Origin of the sequence: Metasolibacillus sp. FSL H7-0170 (assembly GCF_038593115.1) — a bacterium.
Taxonomy (GTDB): domain Bacteria; phylum Bacillota; class Bacilli; order Bacillales_A; family Planococcaceae; genus Metasolibacillus; species Metasolibacillus fluoroglycofenilyticus.
Map to the genome: position 1 here is coordinate 528,525 of NZ_CP151964.1, position 20,705 is coordinate 549,229.

The 20,705-nt window shown below is 32.9% G+C and carries 10 protein-coding genes; 7 read left to right on the forward strand and 3 right to left on the reverse strand.

The genetic code is table 11. The features are described 5' to 3' along the window. Window positions 1-92: 92 nt before the first annotated feature. Window positions 93-2,324, forward strand: a complete 2,232-nt coding sequence (locus tag MHH70_RS02485; RefSeq protein ID WP_342472461.1) for a Piwi domain-containing protein — start codon at window positions 93-95, stop codon at window positions 2,322-2,324. A 154-nt stretch (window positions 2,325-2,478) separates the two neighbouring features. On the opposite strand, the gene MHH70_RS02490 is transcribed toward MHH70_RS02485, so the two are convergent. Continuing rightward, window positions 2,479-5,703 (reverse strand): UvrD-helicase domain-containing protein, encoded by a 3,225-nt coding sequence (locus tag MHH70_RS02490; RefSeq protein WP_342472462.1) that lies wholly within the window; start codon window positions 5,701-5,703, stop codon window positions 2,479-2,481. Further along, entirely contained in the window at window positions 5,700-8,396 is a 2,697-nt protein-coding gene (locus tag MHH70_RS02495; protein ID WP_342472463.1) for a PD-(D/E)XK nuclease family protein, read from the reverse strand. Before MHH70_RS02495 ends, MHH70_RS02490 begins: the two co-directional genes overlap by 4 nt. 935 nt (window positions 8,397-9,331) lie before the next feature. Between MHH70_RS02495 and MHH70_RS02500 the strand changes: the two genes are divergently transcribed. The 4 genes from MHH70_RS02500 to MHH70_RS02515 all read left to right on the forward strand — a co-directional run bounded on the left by MHH70_RS02500 (window position 9,332) and on the right by MHH70_RS02515 (window position 17,710). Next, a complete protein-coding gene (locus tag MHH70_RS02500) occupies window positions 9,332-9,613 on the forward strand; it encodes a transposase (RefSeq protein ID WP_342472464.1) in 282 nt (93 codons plus the stop codon). A gap of 627 nt (window positions 9,614-10,240) precedes the next feature. Next, on the forward strand, window positions 10,241-14,767 hold the full coding sequence (locus tag MHH70_RS02505; protein WP_342472465.1) for a hypothetical protein: 4,527 nt from the start codon (window positions 10,241-10,243) through the stop codon (window positions 14,765-14,767). 17 nt (window positions 14,768-14,784) lie between these two features. Further along, entirely contained in the window at window positions 14,785-15,942 is a 1,158-nt protein-coding gene (locus MHH70_RS02510) for a helix-hairpin-helix domain-containing protein (RefSeq protein WP_342472466.1), read from the forward strand. 331 nt (window positions 15,943-16,273) lie between these two features. Continuing rightward, complete coding sequence (locus MHH70_RS02515; RefSeq protein ID WP_342472467.1) at window positions 16,274-17,710, forward strand: hypothetical protein; 1,437 nt, start codon at window positions 16,274-16,276, stop codon at window positions 17,708-17,710. Between the two features lie 429 nt (window positions 17,711-18,139). Here the strand turns inward: MHH70_RS02515 and MHH70_RS02520 are convergent, their stop codons facing one another. Further along, window positions 18,140-18,304 carry a DUF2197 domain-containing protein gene (locus tag MHH70_RS02520; RefSeq protein ID WP_082798923.1) on the reverse strand — a complete coding sequence of 55 codons (165 nt, stop codon included), beginning with the start codon at window positions 18,302-18,304 and terminating at the stop codon, window positions 18,140-18,142. A gap of 465 nt (window positions 18,305-18,769) precedes the next feature. Between MHH70_RS02520 and MHH70_RS02525 the strand changes: the two genes are divergently transcribed. Continuing rightward, entirely contained in the window at window positions 18,770-19,105 is a 336-nt protein-coding gene (locus MHH70_RS02525) for a DUF485 domain-containing protein (RefSeq protein ID WP_066163103.1), read from the forward strand. A 2-nt stretch (window positions 19,106-19,107) separates the two neighbouring features. After that, window positions 19,108-20,658 carry a cation acetate symporter gene (locus MHH70_RS02530; RefSeq protein ID WP_342472468.1) on the forward strand — a complete coding sequence of 517 codons (1,551 nt, stop codon included), beginning with the start codon at window positions 19,108-19,110 and terminating at the stop codon, window positions 20,656-20,658. Window positions 20,659-20,705 lie beyond the last annotated feature (47 nt).

Below are 20,705 nucleotides of genomic sequence, written 5' to 3' on the forward strand. Positions count from 1 at the left end.
ATAGTAGCATAGAATCAGATAATTAATTCAAATAAATCGAATGCAATGATATACTTAAATAGATAATATCCCTATTTTTGGAGGTGTTCGTGTTGGAAGCATATATTTCTGAAGCTATGGCTAAACAATTGGTAATTGAAATACCAATACATATCTATGAATTTGCTGTGGAAGATCAAACAAGAAAATATCAAGGTGTAGCAAATATTTATTGGTCTTGGAAAAGGGCAAATCAGTATATACCGATTGGTTTTCATCAAAGTACAATAGCTTCATTTCAACCAATCTTAGAGATGGATGGTTTTCAACCAATATCTTATCAACAAAGAACAATAGATTCATCGAATAGTTTTGAAAGAACATTACTAGAAAAATTAATAAAAGATAGCTTTTTAGTTGTGGGTCAGCAATCTCTATATTTAAAGCGTGTCGGTTCGGATTTACAAGAATGGCAGGCAAGAAAGATTGGAGATGTATTAATATATCCAGCACTCTCGATTCATGTAAATATTATAAATAATCGTGTTTGTATTGGATTCAATATGACTCATAAATTTGAATATAGTTTCACGTTACAACAAATGATTGAGCAAGGAAACACACCTAGTGAGGGAATGAAAATCATTCATAGTGATCCTACAACCAACTTTACATATGAATTCGATAGAATTGCTGATTATTCTGTAATGGATATCTGTCCATTGTTAAAAAAATCAATTTATCAATACTATGTAGATAAAGGTAAACAAGCAGTCATAAAAACACTTCACCCGAACGTTAAAGTTATTTATGCCAAAACACAAGATCAAGCAAGTTTAAGTTATGCAGCAAGTGTATTGAAACCGCTTTGTTCCTTTGAAACAATGAAACCTCATGAAAGAAAACGTGTTATGGATGCATTAAAGCTCAAGCCTGACGAACGTATGAAAAAAATGCTTCGACAAATGATGGAAATTATAAAAAGATATCCTTATTTAGAATTTGAACATAATCCATTTTTAATAGAACATAATGATTATAAGATGATTAAACTTGAGGATCCAACTATTCATTTAGATAAAATTTACAAAAAACCATTGCATGGTTTAAAAAATGGTCGAATTTTTAAAGGTGGAACAATAAGACTATCTATATTTCTAGATGAAGATTTTAATAAGAAGCTTGGGATTACAAAAACAACTGTATATCAATTTATTAAGATAATTGAAAGTATTGCAATTCAACATGGTGTTGAATTTGACATTAATACTAAAACTCAAGAAACAAGAGGGAAGTTTACTGAAGAGTTTTTCCAACAATTTTCATGGGAAATCGGTAACTTAGAGTCGATTTTTAAAGGGACTACCGTCTTAGCATTTATTACGGAAGAACACCTTTCTAAAATGCCTATAAAAATTTATTCAGAATTCAAAAGACAGTTTGGTGGAAAATGGGATTTATCTTCGCAAGTGTTAACAGAAAAGAGTATTCAATCATTCAAAAATATTTTAAAGCAACATAAACTTGAGGATTTTAATGTACATGACAATTTAGCGTGCCAAAAAGTAGCGAATACTGTGAAAAATTCAGCGTTATCTTTCACTATATTTAACATTTTACTTGGATTATATGTAAAAAGCGGTATGCAACCATGGGTGCTTGCTGAGCGAACATATTCGGATTGTTTTATCGGCTTAGACGTAAGTCATGAGGATGGCAAAAGTGCAGCTGGAATTATGAATGTAATCGGTTGTAATGGCCATCTCATTAAACAAACTGCTATTAATGGCGTATTAGCTGGTGAAAAAATAGACAACGAAACGCTTAAAGAAATAATGGTCGATATCCTTGGATCATATAAGCAACAATTTGGAGATTTTCCAAAGCACGTTACAATTCACAGAGATGGTTTTTGGCGTGAGGATTCAAAGCTTGTCGACCAACTGCTAGGTGATAAAAACATTTCTTACGATATAGTCGAGGTCATTAAAAAGCCTAACAGAAGAATGGCCTTATTTGATTCAGTAGCAGATTATGGCAAAGGAAAGTTCCTAACAAAGCAAGGTGTTTATTATTTACGTTTAAATGAAGCATATCTTTGTGCTACTGATCCACGGGAAAATGTAGGTATGGCACAACCAATTAAAGTTGTTCAAAAAACGAATACATTATCAATTAACCAAATAATTGAGGATGTGTATCGTTTATCATTTATGCATATTCATGCACTTAATAAAATGCGTTTACCTGCGACAGTTCATTATGCAGATTTAAGCTCTACGGCATATCAACGAGGTCAAGTAAGTCCGAGATCAACGAATTTAACTCATTTACCGTTTGTTTGATGGTAGATTCATTCAATAAAATTACACTTAAATAAACATGAAGGCATATTTTTTAGAATAATTGAATTAAATTAACATATAATTCACCAAGATAGCATAAGAATAGCGCCCTTGAAAAAGGGACGCTATTTTAATTTTATAAAAATTAAAAGTGTTATTTGATACTCAGATGTAAACTATTTTCCGTAAGAACTAAATTCGACTGACTAAACTGCACCATCCTACCAACAATCGGCATATGAATCCAAGCTTCTAAAACTGGCTTCGAGCTAGCAATTTCTAAAGCATGAGCATAAATTTGAAGTTGTGGTAAGTATGACACAGCGCGGTCAACCCATAATTCTTCGCGGCCTGGGAATGTTTTATGATCAATGATTACCCAGCCATTTGGCAGCTCTATTAAATAATCAATTAAGCCAAATGCTTTTTGATTATTTAACCTTAAATGAATAGGGAATTCCTTAGAAATTTCTAATTTATCTGTATATGTTTGCTCTATAAAACGATGTAACCTATTAGAAGATTCAATTAGATCGTTAACCTTTAAAGCAGTTATATTATAGTTTTGCAAAATACTTTGTGCGAGTTGTTCACGTTTAATTTGCTGTAATGTTCCAGAATCAGCTGCTAAAAATGTATGCACCATTGTTCCCAAAACATCCATCTCAGGACTACCTATAATAGGTAAACGCGAGCCGATTGAATGAACTGGAACATTTAATGTTTCCGCTTTTAAAACATCTTCATCCTCGATTTCGATAAAGGTTGTCATGCTCGGTATAAAATTAGCAGATTTAAAATCTACTGAGTTATTAGTAATACCTACATACATAATTTGATCACTAGCAGTTACTATTTCAATAGGTTGTTCTGGTAGTTTTAGGTTACGAGTTTTAATGTTAAATGATTTACCGTTAACATTAATAAAGTCACTTGAAATAGAAGTTATGATTTCATTGTCGTTAGCGTCTTTTTGTTCTTTTAACCATGAAGCTTTTGAAAAATCACGTGTTGCTAACACTAAGTAATCTCTTGCACGAGTCATACCAACATACAACAAGCGTTGACTTTCTTCAAAGAGTTGCTTTTTACGTAAATCTAATTGAGGCGTATTTTCCACGTAAGCATCAAAACCAACACCTTTATAACTCTTTCCATATGGCCATGGCCAGTAATAAAGCGTACGCCCATTTAATGGTTTTTCAACATCAAAAGGTTGAGTACTTGTCGCAAGGATCCGATCAAAAACTGGTGGTTTACCACTACCAATGGCTGATTTATTCAATGAGTATAGTATAACAAATGGCCATTCTAGACCTTTTGAACGGTGATACGTTAATATTTTCACAGCATTTTCGTTAGTTGATTCTGCAACACGATTAAGTTCTTTATCTTTCTTAACATCTTCTAGATAAAAGAGTAGCCCATTTACTGTTGCGGCATAACCATTTGTTTCTGCACCATGTTCATACTGCTTGACGAGGGAACGAAGGTTATCAATATTAGCTAATCGCTGTTTAGCGTTCCCCCAACGCATTACCTGTTCATCTACTTTTGCCTTCACAATTGCTAAATCTAACGTTTCTGAAGGACTCATTTTATAAATGTTCTCGCGTGCCTCAGATAATTGTTTAATAATCGGATCGTTTTCAACTAACTCATCAGGGTTTTCAACTTTTAACCACTCTTCAAGCCACTCTCCATTTTGCCAAAAGTCAGATGAAAAGTGAATTATTTTTGCTAATGCTAATGTATCTCGCTTATTAATTAGATAACACAATGTAGCAATTGTATAGACAACTTCTTCAGTATCCATTAAACCACTACCACCGATAGTTGCTTGAATACCAATGTTTGCTAAAGCACTTGCTATATCGGAGCATTCATCATTTGACCGGCAAAGTATTGCAATGTCATTTGGTTTTAGTGTTCTTTCTAAGCGAGTTTCTTTATCGATTACAATGTACTCTTCTTTTTGTTGAATAACATCATAAATGCCTTGAGCAACAGATTTTGCATCTGTTTTTACATTTTTAGAATCTATAAAAGTCCAAGCCTCTATTGAGGGTTGTTGTTTGTCTAAATCTAATCGCTTAGGATTTAATTCCACAAGCTCTTTAGGTAATCCTGTTACTTCGAATACAGGTATAAATAAGGCATTTACAAATTCCACTAGGGATTTTCTTGAACGATAAGAATCGCTTAATATTTCTTTAGTAATATCATTTATACTGTTCATCGCTATTTTCATTAATTCTGGATCTGTTCCACGGAAACCGTAAATTGCTTGCTTTGTATCGCCAACCCACGTAGCTTTTTTAGCAACTTCAAGTAGTTTCATATTCAATGCAATTTGTAACGGACTTGAATCCTGAAACTCATCAACAAAGACTGCTTCTATTCGTTCCTTTAACGCAGCTATATACTCTGGGGTTTCAAGCATCTTTAATGCCAAATATTCTTGATCTGTAAAGTCGATTAAGCCGCGCAAGCTTTTTTCCTTTTCATATTGTTCAATCGCTTCAGCTGCACAATTAAATACTGCTTGAATAATTCCTTTAATATCTTTATGAAGCAGTGGATGCTGTGTATGAATACAAGCAGCATTATGAATGGGTAATACTTCTTCCTGACTTGCTTTAGCTGGTTTTAACTTGCTAGCTTTTGCCCAGTGATCCCATGTTAAATATCCGTTCCGTTCATAATAGGAAAGCATTGATCGTATAGACTCTACTACAGTCTGTGTAGTCTTTGTTGAATCTGTACCAGGCAAAGTTATACTTGCATTTTTTAACGCAACAATTAAATTACTTGTTAATTGCTCGCTATCACCAGTCGGGGATGGAAGCCATTTTTCCATTGTTTCCCACGAAAATGTTGCACAAACTTCAACATCTTTTGCCAAAAGTCCGTTTTCACGTGCAAGTTTTAATACGTCCAATACATACTTATTCCATGGATAGTCTCCACCAATTAATTGAAAGCGTTGAAGGGCTGTATAGTGCTGACGTTCGTATTTTTCAATCGTTTTATATGCAATAGAATTAAATAACAATAGCGCTTCCGAATCTTCTAAAATATTTTGTTCTGGTGATAATCCAATTTCAAGAGCAAATTCTTTAATTAATCGACCAAATACACTATTCATTGTTCCTACATATCCATCAAGTATTCTAGATGCTTCATCTGTCTTGCCCGACTTAAGAAGCTCTAATCTAATTCGTTCTATTAACTCTTCCCCAGCTTTTTTCGTGAATGTAGTTGCCATAATTTTTTCGGGAGCAACTTGCTGTATAACAGCAGAAATAATTTCTTTAGATAAACTAGTTGTTTTACCCGCACCTGCACCTGCACTAATAATTTTTAAAGAACCTGTCATAATTGATTCCTCCTAATCCCACATAGATCTTGATAATCACAAAATGAACATAATGGTTTAAATGCCGCTGCTTCATCTAATTCAATACCTGTAGCAATTGCTATCCCAGAATCTAATGAGCCTTGAATTTCACCTAAACTATGGCGTATAAGCTGTACAGTATCATTTAAAGCCACACTATCAATATGATATTGCTCCGGTATTTCAGCATTTTTAACAGAATAAATATCACCACTAGATAACATAAAATACGCAACTGGTAATACTTCGTCATCACTAGTGGACATAAGCCATTGATATAATGCTAACTGAATTGATCCATCTATTAATTTTTGTTTATAGTTAGCAGGACGACGTGACCATTTCGCATCTAAGATAACAGTTCGATTAGAGGGAGTTTTACCGATTAAATCTAAACGGCCTTCAAATTCAATCTCATCCTGCCAAATTTTCTGATGTGAACTTTCTGTTTCTGTAATCACTATTTTCGACACATCTAAGAAATTGGCGAATTGGCGCATGGATTTTTGTAAATCATTACGAACTCTACTACGCAATGATTGATTCTCAGGTAGTAACAGGGGGGCCGCCAACTTCGGGACTAACTCATCATACAGAGATCCGGTCATTTCTTGAATATCCGAATCAGTTGTAAATACCTGTGCGTCTATCAAACGTTCTAAAATGGCATGTCCTAAGTTACCTAACATGATTGATTCGTTTGGTAAAGAAAGGGCATTACTCGGCTGAACTTTAGCACTATATTGAAGTGTCCATTTCAATGGACAACTTAACACCGTTTCAAAACTGGTTGCAGATTCAATTTCACGTAATTTAACCTTGTGTTCAGGTAGTTTCCATTGTTGTATTGGGCTAGGAATCTCTTTGTTAGCTAATCCAACTCTTTTAAATTCGTTCTCAATAATAGTTACTTTCTCTTGTTTATATAAAATGGATGGGTTAATAGTAATCTGATGTTCATTTTGTTCTATTTTCGATAAGGCAAAGCGGATTTCATCTAATAATGGATGAGCTTTTACATCCTCAGCGCGTACCTTTGAAGGTATAAATAATATAACTCGTTTATTTGCAAATCGGATTGCGTTATGCCAAGACTCATTTTCACGTTTTCTAATTAGTTCTGGTGAAACTAAATGGACATTATGGGATTTTAAAAAAGCACGTTCAGCATCAGTCAATTTATTTAATTGCGATGTTGTATTTTGAGTAAATTCCCACCAAAGAATATTATCAACTGCTCCCCAAATAGCGCCAGGTTGCTGCACATTCGACCAAGGTGCTAATTCCTCAATATAATTAGGTAACTTAATACCATCACCTAAAATCGAACCTAATATATTGGCTAATTGAAGTTGGTCTATTTTCTCAATATTTAAAACTCTGATACCTTCAATTAATTCCATAGCAGAAGAGTGGGCTTGAGCGAAAACTGGGTTGGGAGTATATAAATTTTTATTAAATGCCCATTTACTAATTTTTCTACAAATACTTTCAATGACTGAACATGGTATACCATCTGATGTATCGTAATACTCGTGATTTATCCAGACATCAATTTGTTCAAAGAGCTCTTGTTTTTTCTTATTTAGTTTCTTAGAATCGAAACCCTGTTCCAACCATGTTGTTTCAATTTCAGAAACAGCTTCACCAATTGCAGCGTGCCATCTATCTCCACCGATACCTGGTTCTTCTGAAATAACTCGAGCTAATTTATAGCACAGCTTTTTAGGGAGTGGGGATATAGGTAATGTAAGTAATTCCATAATTCGGTCTATACGTATAGGTTGCCAATACGTATCTAATGTAAGAGGTAGTACTTGTAAAGCAGATCGCCACTTCGAAAATTCATTTATTTCACTCGATGGCAGACCACGTCTATGAAATAATTCTGTTAATAATAAGTTATTAGTGTTATTAATTAATACTGTTTGATCGTCACCATTTACTTCTAACCAGCTTATAAGGAAATCCGCAGCATCCCATTCTTGTTCAGAACGTACAATAATAAACGAACCATCACCACTCAGATTAAAATTAAAAGTTGAATTAGCATCATATAAAGCCAATTTAATACGCTCAAGGTCATTTGTAGGCTGGTCAGAAACTACTGGTAGTTGTAATTCAATCTGTTCGAACTGTATACCAATTTGTTTTAATATCAAAACGAGTTCTTTCTCCCAGTTCTCCCAAATTGAATCGTCCTCATCTACAAGACTTATTTTCTTTATATTGAGTGGTAAATATTTTTGGTTTAATAATTCAAATAATATACGTACTCGATCTGAGAAACCTTTGCTATGATGGTGATTTGAAAGTTCGATTTCTGCAATTGATTCAATCCATTTTCCACCACCTATATGAATATTTGGGTTCCATCCAGCTAAGACTAATTCGTCACGTTTCTTTTTCAGTTCTCGTGCTGTATTCCACGAATCAGTTTTAAAAGAACGAGAATAAGGTTTATTACCATCATCAAGTTTAGCTATAGTTGTCTGCCATTCAGCTATACGGACACTTTCGGATATAGTAGGATTCGATTGTCCAAGTTGAACTTCTAAAATGTTAATAAGACCACGAAACCCTGTAATTACTTTACCAATACTAGCCGTACAACTTGTAAATTCATCCGGGTAGGCCTTAGAGTCAAGCCAATGCCCTAAAATAATCTCCATGCTAACATCCCTCCAAACATTTAGTTAAATATAATTTTACAATTATTTAGTAATTTTAGGAATGATAAATTTCAATTAATAATTAAAAATGACTTTTCGATAAAAAGTAAAATTATGTTTAATAGTTTATAGAATTTATTTAGTTTTCCTTTAGTTACTTTTATTTAACATAAATAAAGTAAAGAAAATCTTCTTATTTTGGGAATGAAAGCAGACTAAAACAAGATTTCTATTAATAATCGCTTAAATTTACATACAATCATAGACATCTAGTTGCAGCTGAATGTTGAAATAAATCTTCAATTAATACAAATCATAAAAATTGATTATTTTCTCTAGATGTAGGTTACTATTGTTTCGGCATCATATAATTTAATGATCCATTCGCGATATTATATTAGCAGCTTCATATATACACGAACTATATATGATCCGCCGAATCGACAACAGTTAATTCTTAAAAGGCCCAAAATTATGTTGGTCTTACATACGAGAGCAATTAAATATTCGCGGCTATAAAATCTCAAATAATTTATACCTGACAATTCTATATTCCATAGAAAATACAGCATATAGATTAAGACCATTTTTAAAAATTTTTCTTTAAAATCTGAAAACCTCACTATTATATTCCTTGAAAATCGTTCCCTATTGTCCCTATCTGACGGACAAGTAGGGCTAATCTTCCTAAAACCTTTAAATAGCAGTGTTTTTAAATGCATCATTCCCCTCAAAAATGCTGACTTATAAACTAAAAACACTTTGTATTTAAACCACAAAAATTTTTTACAATAGGGAACAAATTATGCTGTATTAGAAAATAAGGACGTTTTAAAACACCTAGAAACTAAGGGAAATGGATAGTCTACACTTAACTAAACAACTTCCATAAGGGGTATACTAAAAATATGAGAACCCTTAGGAGCGTGTACCTTATGAAAAGAGAACGTCGAACTTATACCCCTGAATTCAAACTACAACTGGTTAAACTTTATGAAAATGGGAAATCTCGTGCAGATATTACCAGAGACTATGACATTACACCATCTGCTTTGGATCGCTGGATTAAAAATCAGAAAGAAACAGGTTCATTTAAAGCAGAAGACAATCGCTCTGCAGAAGAAAACGAGCTACTTCAATTACGTAAAGAAGTGGGGCAGTTGCGTATGGAGAACGATATTTTAAAGCAAGCAGCGCTGATCATGGGACGAAAATAGAGGTCATTCAACAAGACGCAGACCGCTATTCGGATAATTGTTTTAATAACGCTCAAATTCGCCCAGGAGCTGACTATCAAATTTCCTATACAATTAATAATTCATCTTCAAAAAATGCAACAGATGACCTCCTACGCGTTTATAAATGTTTGTTGCGACGTTTGCGTAAAGAATGCAAACGAAAGTGTTTTAAAAAACACTTTAAAATGGGGATGATTACAAAATTATGCTCGAAATGCTGCGCTTACATTAAATTGAGGATGGAACTAGAACAATTAACTACAGATTGGGATTTTTATTACCGGCGTAAAGACATTGCGTTAGTTCCATCTCTTGATATTTTCTCAACTTCGAAAATAAAATGAAATTTAAAAAGCAATTTAAATTTTGTATTGCTATTAATGCAGCAACACAAAAAGAGTTGCAGTTTATTGTATATACAATGGTATAAGCCTTTTAAAATAAACAATTTACTTTTTATATCAAACATTCTGTTAATTTCATTACTTATTTTTACTAATAAGGTAAAATGAAAAGTGAATATTTTATATTAATAGATACCATGCGTTATAAATATTTCTAACGCACATATTTTAAATTTTATCATAAGATTGTGAGGTTAAATTTATGATGGAACTGGATTTTACTCGTATAAGATCTTTTGATGGTAGTAAAGATGGCGGGTTTGAAGAATTAGTTTGTCAATTAGCCCATTTAAATAAACCTGATCAGGGTAAGAATTTTATTAGAAAAGATGGGGCTGGCGGAGATGGTGGAGTTGAATGTTATTGGATCTTTGAAGATGGTTCAGAGCATGCTTGGCAAGCTAAATATTTTACTGACAGGCTCGAAGGTAGTCAATGGAGCCAAATAGATGCTTCAGTTAGAACAGCGATTGATAAACATCCTAGATTAACTAAATATTATGTAAGTGTGCCGAAGGATTTAAATGATAGTCGAAAATCGGGTCGTGGTGGGAAACAAGTTATATCTTCCTTAAATAAATGGAACCAATATGTCCAAAGTTGGACGGAAATAGCCAAAGATAAGGGAATGGACGTTGAGTTTGAATATTGGGGTCGCCACGAATTAAGTATGATGCTACAAAGAGACGAAAGTAATTATATTGGTAGAACATTATACTGGTTTAATGAGCCGGTATTGAGTATCGGAACTTTTGCGGAATTAGCTAATAAATCGAAAATTTCTTTAGGGGAGCGATTTTCAGAGAAATATCATATTGATTTACCTATACAGAAAAAGATAGAGGGACTAGGTATATCTCCTGAATGGAAAGAAGCAATTAATAATCAAAAAAAGATTGTATTCGATTTGCTACAAAGGATAGACAAGTTAGATTGCTTTGAAAATAAAAATTTGAATAAAGGACCAAACTGGACTGTATTCAAAGAGAATGCAATTAAATTTAAAGAAACTTATTTAGAAATTTTATTTACTAAGTACGATGACCTTGAATTTACAAATCTCAGGGTAGATTTTAAAGGTTTAAGAGGCTTAGCTGCTAAATTCAATAGTTTTATTTGGGATAATATTGATGATAAGAATGAACGATGGAAAGACATTAGATATCAATTTAGAGGAATTATTGAGGCACTAGATAATATTGAGGAATTTATATTTAGTATTGCTACGGAAGCGTATGAAACAAAAAGTGTAGTCATATTAGGAGAGGCTGGAATAGGAAAATCACATTTATTATGTGATATAGCACAAAAGCGTATAGCTGAGGATTTACCTACTGTCTTTCTATTAGGGCAAAGGTATTTTGGAGGTAATCCACTTAATTTTATAGCTGAAGAACTTGATTTGAGAGGCGTAAGTTTTAAACAGTTATTAGGGGCTTTGGATGCGGCTGGAGAGGCAAAGAAAACTAGAACATTAATTATTATTGATGCCTTAAATGAAGGTAATAATCGTTTTGATTGGCAAGATCAACTAATGTCATTTATAGCTGAATTAAAAAATTATCCTCATATCGCATTACTTATAAGCTGTAGATTAACTTATAAGGATTTCATATTGCCTGAAGAAATTAATGGGAACATAGTGGAGATTTTTCATGCAGGTTTTAAAGGATATGAACACCGGGCAGCTATGAAGTATTTGTCAAAACAAGGGATAGACAAGCCTTCTGTACCATTATTATCTCCGGAATTTAGTAATCCGTTGTTTTTAAAAACATGTTGTAAAGCAATAAAATCAAAAAGATTGACTTCTTTCCCTAAAGGTCTTGAAGGCCAGACTGCAATCTTTAATTTTTATTTGGAAAGTATTGAAAATGTTATTAAACGTAGAAAAAAATATATTGGGAATAGAAATGTTTCTAATAGAATTTTATCTAAATTGATTGAACTAATATATCCTGATAATTTGTTTGGTGTTGAAATAAATTTAGCAACGGACATTATTAGAGAAGTGGATCCTAAACCTAATTTTGACGATGACTTAATCGATATACTTATTTCAGAAGGTTTACTAGCATTAGATATGATTACTGATGATAATGGAAATGCAATTGAAGTTGTTAGGTTTACATATGAAAGATTCAGTGATTATTTCATTGCAGAAAACATTATTAATAATCTGAACGCAGAAAATCTTGAAGTGGAGTTTGGAACTAATGGGAAATTAGAAGGAATAATAAAGAATCCATATAAGTATTCAGGCATTATTGAAGCACTAGGCATAGTTTTCCCAGAAAAATTCAACTTAGAATTTATTGATTTTGTATCTGAAGATAGTACACATTATAATTCGATTTTTGATAAATCCTTCACGAAAGTTCTTTTATTACGTAGCAAAGATTCGATTAATGATAGAACGGTTGCATTACTAAATAAAATTTCTAATTATGGTTTTTTTAATGAGTCTCTAGATAAGGTATTAGCTTTTTCTACAGAGCCTAATCATCCATTAAATGCTTTATTTTTACATGAAAATTTACAAAGAAGAAATTTAGTGGAAAGGGACCGTTTTTGGTCAACTCATATAGCTGTAAGCGATTATGAGGAAGATGACGAGCAACCTGAAACGGTAACTCGAACTTTAATTGATTGGACATTGTATGCGGATTTAAGTGATGTAGAAGACGAGCGTATAAGATTATTGAGTTACGCACTTTTATGGATGACAACGACTTCAAATAGAAGAGTAAGGGATCAAGCTACTAAATCATTAGTTCGAATTTTAAGTTATCATCCGTATGTCATTAAAGAATTATTAACTGAATTTAATGATATAGATGATTTATATTTAAAAGAAAGATTGTATGCAGCTAGTTATGGTGTAGTCTGCAATATTAACGATTTAGATGAAGTAAGAGAAATTGCAGAGAAGGTTTATGAGTTGCAATTTGCAAAGAAGAAGCCAGAATCACATCTCCTTTTAAGGGATTATGCTCGTGGGATAATGGAATACGCCTTGTATAAAAATTTAATCGCTGAAGAAATGAGCAGTAATTTTAGACCTCCATATATAAGTGAATGGCCAATTGAAAATCCTACTAAATCGGACATTAAAGCTTTAGATGAAGATGAGTATTCTTCGATTAAAAGTTCTCTTATGGGATTCCCAGGTGATTTTGGTAACTATACTATGTCCTGCGTACATGACTGGTCAGCAACATCGCTTACGGAAAGTCATCCTAAAACAGCATATGAATTACACTTAGAATTCGCTGAGAAAGTGCCAAGTGACCTAAGGGAAGAGTACTTAAAAGAAATTAACCAAAGAATTGAATCATACGGTAAACCTATGACAGTTAATATTATAGATGATATTTTAAATGATTCAGAGTATGACCTTGATGACCTTGAAGAGTTATTTAAAGAGGCTGATGAAATGCCTTGGGAAATTTCAATTGTTACTAAAAATATTGATAGTCCAAGTGATAATTGGGATTCTTTAAAGCAACGTATCAATACATCTTTATCAGACGAGGACAAAGAATATTTTAGATGGTTAACAGGTTTAGGAGTTAATAATAGAGTTGCAATTTTTAGTAGGAAATGGGCGCAACGATGGGTATGTAAGAGAGCATATGAATTGGGCTGGACTTCAAAAATGTTTGGTGAGTTTGAAAGAAGACATAGTAATACTTACGGTAGAGAAGGTTCAAAAATTGAACGAATTGGTAAGAAATATCAATGGATTGCATTTTATGAACTTTTAGCTAGAATGGCAGATAATTTATATTGGGCCAACAAATATGAAGATGAAACAGAATATAAAGGTCCATGGCAGCTTTGGAAACGTGACATTGATCCTACTATATGGCTGAGAGCTACTAATGATTCAAACTGGGATGAGTTTGGAAAGGTTTGGTGGTCACCGTATACACCGAGTTTTAGTGTCAATGAATCGGAGAATTGGGTGTTCGATGAAGAGACGATTCCTGATTTCAAGAATTTATTAATAGTAGCTGATAGTAAAGGTGAAAAGTGGCATAACTTGAGAGGCTTTAGAAAATGGACGAATAAAACACTTGATGGTAAATCTAAAGAAGAGTTGTGGTATAGAATCAATACATGCATTGTACCAAAAGCTGATGTAAATATTGTACTTGAAAAAATGAAAGATAAAGCTTTATTTGACCCTTCTACTTTTGCACCACGAGGTTCCTCACATCAAGGTTTTTTACGAGAATATCCATGGCATTCTTACTATAAAGATTTCGATATTTGGCGTAATGATGAAGATTCTCGAACTTTAAATATTCAACATTTAGTACCAGTTAACGAATATGAATGGGAAACAGGTGAAAGAGATAAATCCATTGACCAATATATTTCTCTCTATTTACCTAATCAACAATTAATTAAAGACTTAAATTTAAATTGGTCATTAGGGAATTTTAGTACATGGGAGAATTCCGACGGCAAAATAATCTTTATGGACCCAAGTGAATTAGAAAATGGTCCATCGGCAGCATTGATTGAGTCAGTGCAATTTGAACAATGGTTGGGGGAAAATGACTTACAAGTGATTTGGTTTATAGGTGGAGAGAAGCAAATTTTTAATGATAAAGGTTATGTTTCAAAAAGATTGGAATTTAATTATATATTGACGTTTGAAGAAAGAAGTGTAAAAAAAGTAACGTGGTTAGCTCCTTATACATTTAATCTGGAGAATTAAATAGAGAGGTGATATTTATGAGTAATAAGTCTATAAAAGAGGTAGAAAAAATAATTTTAGAATCCCTTAATGAACTGGAATCACCTAAGGGATCTGTTGAAATTGCGGTTCGCAAATTATTAAGAGCTGCTAAAATTCTGAATGAGAAGGAAATAGTTGATTGGTGTGATATTCAATTAGGAAATAGTGAACACATCCATGAATTAAAAAAGCTTCTAAGAGCATTTCGAGAAGAAAAATCAAATGTAGAGAAAATCATTCAATCATTGGAAGAAAAAGGTTTGAATATGGATAAACATTTTCCAATAGAAGATTTAGAAATAAAGATTAATGATAGCAGCGGTGGTTATAAAGGAATTGGATTTATAGAAGAAAGATATAATGACTTAGTTCGATTAAAAAATGGTAATGATGGGACCCATTATAAAAATGAACTAAGTAAACATCTTAAGTATGTAGCGAATAAAACATATGAATTTTCCACAACTCTACATAGTAAGGTAGTTCTAACTGAGGCCCCAAAGACTAGTTTTGATGTTCTAAAAGAAGCTGTAGACGATAAATTATTAGATATAAATCCTGAGTTAGCTGAAAAACTAATGGTAGCATTTAAAAGAATATCTAGTGAGAGTAATGAAGAATGGTCACAAGCCTTAACAACTTGTAGACGTTTTATAGAAGAGCTAGCAGACACTCTTTATCCTCCTTCTCCAAAAGAAATTAACGGACGGAAATTAGGTGTAACTCAATATATTAATCGTCTATGGGCATTTATGGATGAGAATATTGCAAGTAGTACAAATAAAGAATTAGCAAAGGCACACGTCGATATATTAGGTGCTTATTTACAAAAAATTCATAAACAAACTAATAAGGGAGTACATTCAGCACTAACGAGAACTGAAGCTGTAAAATCAGTTTTTCACACTTATTTAATGGTTGCCGATATTTTAGAATATTTAGAGTTGGATTTAGAAAAGAAACGAGGCTTAGATATAATGACAGCAACCCTAGACGAACTACAAAGCTTTTTAAATATATCCAAGAATGTTGCTAAAGAGATTGTAAAGTATAGAGCTATTAATAACAGTCTAACTATTAAAGATTTGAAAGAGATAAAAGGTGTTGGGGATAAGACTATAAAAACAGCTATAGAAGTATATGGTGTATTGTGATTTAGGACAATAAAAATAGATTTGTAAATAGAGGTGGATAGGCTACATTTAGTTAGATACTTTTTATAAGGTATAGAGGGCAAATCCCAAGCCGATCAACGAAGAAGAGCTTTACGTGGAACAATGGGCATGATAGCCTCGTTTGGCTAAGTCAGCCTGATTTAGCTCGCTTTCTGACGCAAGGAATCATACCCATAGAGGCTCCATGTTAAGCAACTTATGCGCCCTTGCTGCTTAAAAAAGCCCCTTATAAAAGTTATCCAAAAGTGTTGCCATTCCAAATTTGGTGTTGAAACGCCAGGTAGAGTTAAGAAAAGGAGATTGGCGATATATGTTATTAGTGAAAAATGAAGAATTATGCAATCTTTTATATACTGTTACATACAGTGCATTTGAAAAAATAAATTCTTATATGAGAAATGAAAAGATATATTATCTTCCAAGATATTATAAATGGCCCAAAAGATCTCTAAATTTCAACAATGGCCTGCCTTCTTTTTCAGAGGACTCGTATTCAGAAGAACGTCCAGTAAAATATAAGGATTTCTTTGCCCGTTGGCAAGGAAATCCTAGAATTGAGATTACAGATTTGAATGGATACAAGGAATACGAAAAATATGCAATGGAAAATCAGTATTTTAAAGAAAAGTATCTCTTGACCCCTAACGGAGAAGATAACAGTTTGTTTAGTATTAGCATTAAGTCGATAGTAGAATCATTAGTAGAACGTTACTTTCACATGTACGATTGCAATGAAAACTTTGATTTTGATAAATTTAAAAAGATATACATTCCTATAGAAAATTCAATATTTAATGAGATACTACATATTGAAATAGTGGTACCTTTATTGTTTGTAAAATTTGACTTTGAATCATTAGAAATAGATGAGAATACATATATTGAACAAATGGATGAAGTTATGCAATTATCTAGAACACGTATATCTAACTATGCTGTTCCAGTAAATGAAACAGTAATTAACGCAACTACACATGCACTAGTGTTAAAAAACTACAGTTTTAAAAATACCTCGAAGTGGGGCGTAAGTGAATTATTAAGTCAGAAAAATGCGTATCCGTTAGATATTATTGACACTTTTATTAATTGTTTAAGAATATCGTTAGGGTTAGAAACAGGATATGGACAATTAATTTCAAGACCATACGATTGGTGTAATTCGTATGATGCTAACTTAAGACCAATTTATGGGACATTAATTAGGGCGTTTCCATCGAAGTTTGATAGGTTTTATTGGCTTAATACAGAAATTCCTACGGTTACAATAGAACAAATGCAAAGTGTTGGGGATATGTTCTTAAAAATCCAAAAAGAACCAAATTCAAAAATGATAATTGCCACTCAAAGGCTCAAGTATTGCTATTTGAGAGATAATGAACAAGATGCAATTATCGACGCAATGATTGCACTTGAAACACTGTTATCTGATGGTGAAAAATCAGAATTGAATCATAAGCTTGCTCTAAGAATGGCAGCTTTGTTACCACTTTCAAAAGAGGTAACTCAAACACCTATAGAGATTTTTACAACTGTTAAAAAAATATACGATTATCGATCAGCTATAGTACATGGGAATCCTAAAGCTAATAATAAAAGAGAGATAAAGTTTGAAGGAGTGGAGCCTATTCCAGCTGTTGAGCGGGCAATTGAATACCTTAGATTAGCTATCTCTATAATGATTGAAAACCCCCAATATTTAAAAGCTAATAAAATAGATGAAGAACTATTATTAAAATCATTCCAATAAATACAACTAATTGTGAAAAATAAAAAGTAAGCCCGCAATCAAATAACGCATATAAAACACCAGGCAGCTTCAACAGATGTATCTCAAATAATATAAGTGAGTTTTTAGCTACTATAAAAGAGTTCAATACTGCAGTTAATTTAAATCTAAACCTAAACCTGTTCATAGTTAAATGAGCAGGTTTAGGTTTAGCTATTTTATACATAAGTTAAGACAAGAAAGTCTTGTCCATGTACAGAAGTGTACATTTATAAGAAGAGAAAAAATAGCTTAATCTTGTGCAAGTATCAAATCAGTTTTTTAGTTTACATAATATAAATTATAGGAAGTTACGTGTCAGTATAAAGTATACTTTTAATATTGAGATGAAACAAAAAATTTCAATTTTAATTACTAATGCTTTTTAGTGAGCCATTTATTTTATAGCTGCTACCTAAAGAAGTTTTTAATCGCGTCCATCCGTATTTTGCTGTAGCATTCATCGCAGCGAAAAATGCTATGCGTTCTTTCTTTTAACTGTCGAAACCTTAATGAATCTTCATATACTTTGAATTTATTTTTACAGCTAGAACATGTTATCTCGTAATAAAACATAACGCAACCTCCTACGTTCCACATTTTTTGGTTGTATTATAGGCCCTCCTACCTTTATTTTAGTCTACTCATACAAATAAATCGAATAGCTTCTTTTTCCCTAAAAAATAAAAATTTTTTCATAGCAAATTTTTATCATTTTCATTGGTGTTATATAACAAATGTAATTTCAGTTCTGCTTTCGACCTTTAGCATAACGAAATATTATTTTGTGCTTTATGTATAAATTTTCTGCGCTTAAATAAATAATATTGTCTTTATTATAGCATTATAAAATATTTTTAAAGATTTACTCATTTGTGTTTTAGTCTATAAACCTTGATAATTCTATGGTTATTTCAATTACTTTAATTTCTGAATATTAGAAAAATGGTATTGCAAACAAAATAAATTTCTCCTAAAATAACTTCTAACATGAATTTGGCTTATGCCAGCTTAGTGAAATTAAAAATTAGGGGGATATTTATGAGCACTGTTTTAGCAACAAAAAGTAACAAAAGCAATGAGATTAACTATGAGAAAATTAATCAAATGGAGTCCTTTAACACGTTTGTGAAGAAAAAGAATAAGCTGTTATTCACGATTACTGCAGTATTTTTAACAATTTATATCTTTTTACCGATATTAGCCTTCACTACTGTTCTACAACAGAATGCAGTTGGCTCAATTACTTGGGTATGGGTATACTCTGCTGCCCTCTTTATTATGACTGTTGTGCTATGCACGGTTTATGGAAAAATCGCTGCAAAGTTTGATCGTCAAGCACAGGCAGTATTAGCTGAATATAAAGGAGGAAAATAATCATGAATTTAGTATCAACCGGCTTTTTTCTTGGGATTGTTGGATTAACATTAATTATTACGTATATTGCGGCGAAAAGAACTTCCTCTGCTAGTGATTTTTATACGGCTGGTGGCGGTCTAACTGGCTGGCAAAATGGCTTTGCAATTGCAGGTGACTATTTATCCGCTGCAGCGTTTTTAGGCGTATCTGGTGCGATTGCTTTAACTGGCTTTGATGGCTTCTTCTTTTCTGTTGGTTATGTTGTGGCAAATCTAGTATTGCTATATGTCATCGCAGAGCCAATGCGTAATTTAGGACGCTATACATTAGCAGATATGCTTACAGCCCGCTTTAATGAAAAACGGGTGCGTGGAGTTGCAGCAACGGGAACGATTATTATCGTTATTTTCTATATGATTGCCCAGCTTGTAGGTGCTGGTGCATTAATCAAGCTATTATTTGGTATCGAATATTGGATTGCTGTGTTAATTGTTGGTGTGATGATGACAACATACGTATTGTTTGGTGGCATGACGGCAACAAGCTGGGTGCAAATTATTAAAGCTGGCTTATTGCTATTCGGTACTGCCCTTCTTGCAATTTTAGTATTCTATAAGTTTGATTTTAATCTAGTAAAAATGTTTGATACGATTGCACAGGATCATGGCAAGGAATATTTAGTGCCAGGTATAAAATATACATCAACAATTGATTCTGTATCGATGATGATGGCCCTTGTATTAGGAACATCTGGCTTACCGCATATTTTAATGCGCTTCTTTACAGTAAAAGATGCAAGAACAGCAAGAACTTCTATTTCATTTGCTACTTGGATTACAGCGATTTTCTTCTCGCTGACAATTTTCTTAGGCTTTGGTGCGATGCATTTTGTCGGTTTTGACGCAATTAAGGCTGCTAGCGCTGCTGGAAATACGGCTGCTCCGCTACTTGCAGAGTTTTTAGGTGGCAATATTTTATTATCATTTATTAGTGCTGTAGCATTTGCTACAATTTTAGCGGTTGTATCAGGGCTAGTATTAACAGGTGCTTCCGCTATTTCACACGATATTTATGGTGAAATTATTAAAGATGGTAAGCTAACAGAAAAGCAACAAGTCATTGCAGCTCGCCTTGGTTCTATTTCAATCGCAATTGTTTCAATTATTCTGGCGCTGTTCGCGCAAAGCTTGAATGTTTCCTTCTTAGTGTCATTTGCCTTCTGCATTGGTGCTTCGGCAAATTTACCTGTGATTTTGTACACAATTTACTGGAAGAAGTTTAATTCTACAGGTGCAGTAGCATCCATTGTAACAGGTTTGGTTTCTTGCTTAATACTTGGTGCATTAGGTCCGAATGTTTGGAGTGAGGCAGGTACGGCGATTTTTGTTGGGAAACCTTTAGTTAATTTAGCTGTACCAGCTATTATTACGATTCCATTAGGTTTTCTTGCGGGTTATTTAGGGACAATTTTATCAACGACTAAGCAAAAACAGAAAGAGTCAGAAATTATTTTCAAGGAAATACGAGTTAAGGCAAATACAGGAATATCCGTGTCAAATGTGACACATTAATTTGTCAAGTCATCTTTTTTTATTAAAAGATGACTTGTTATTTTTTT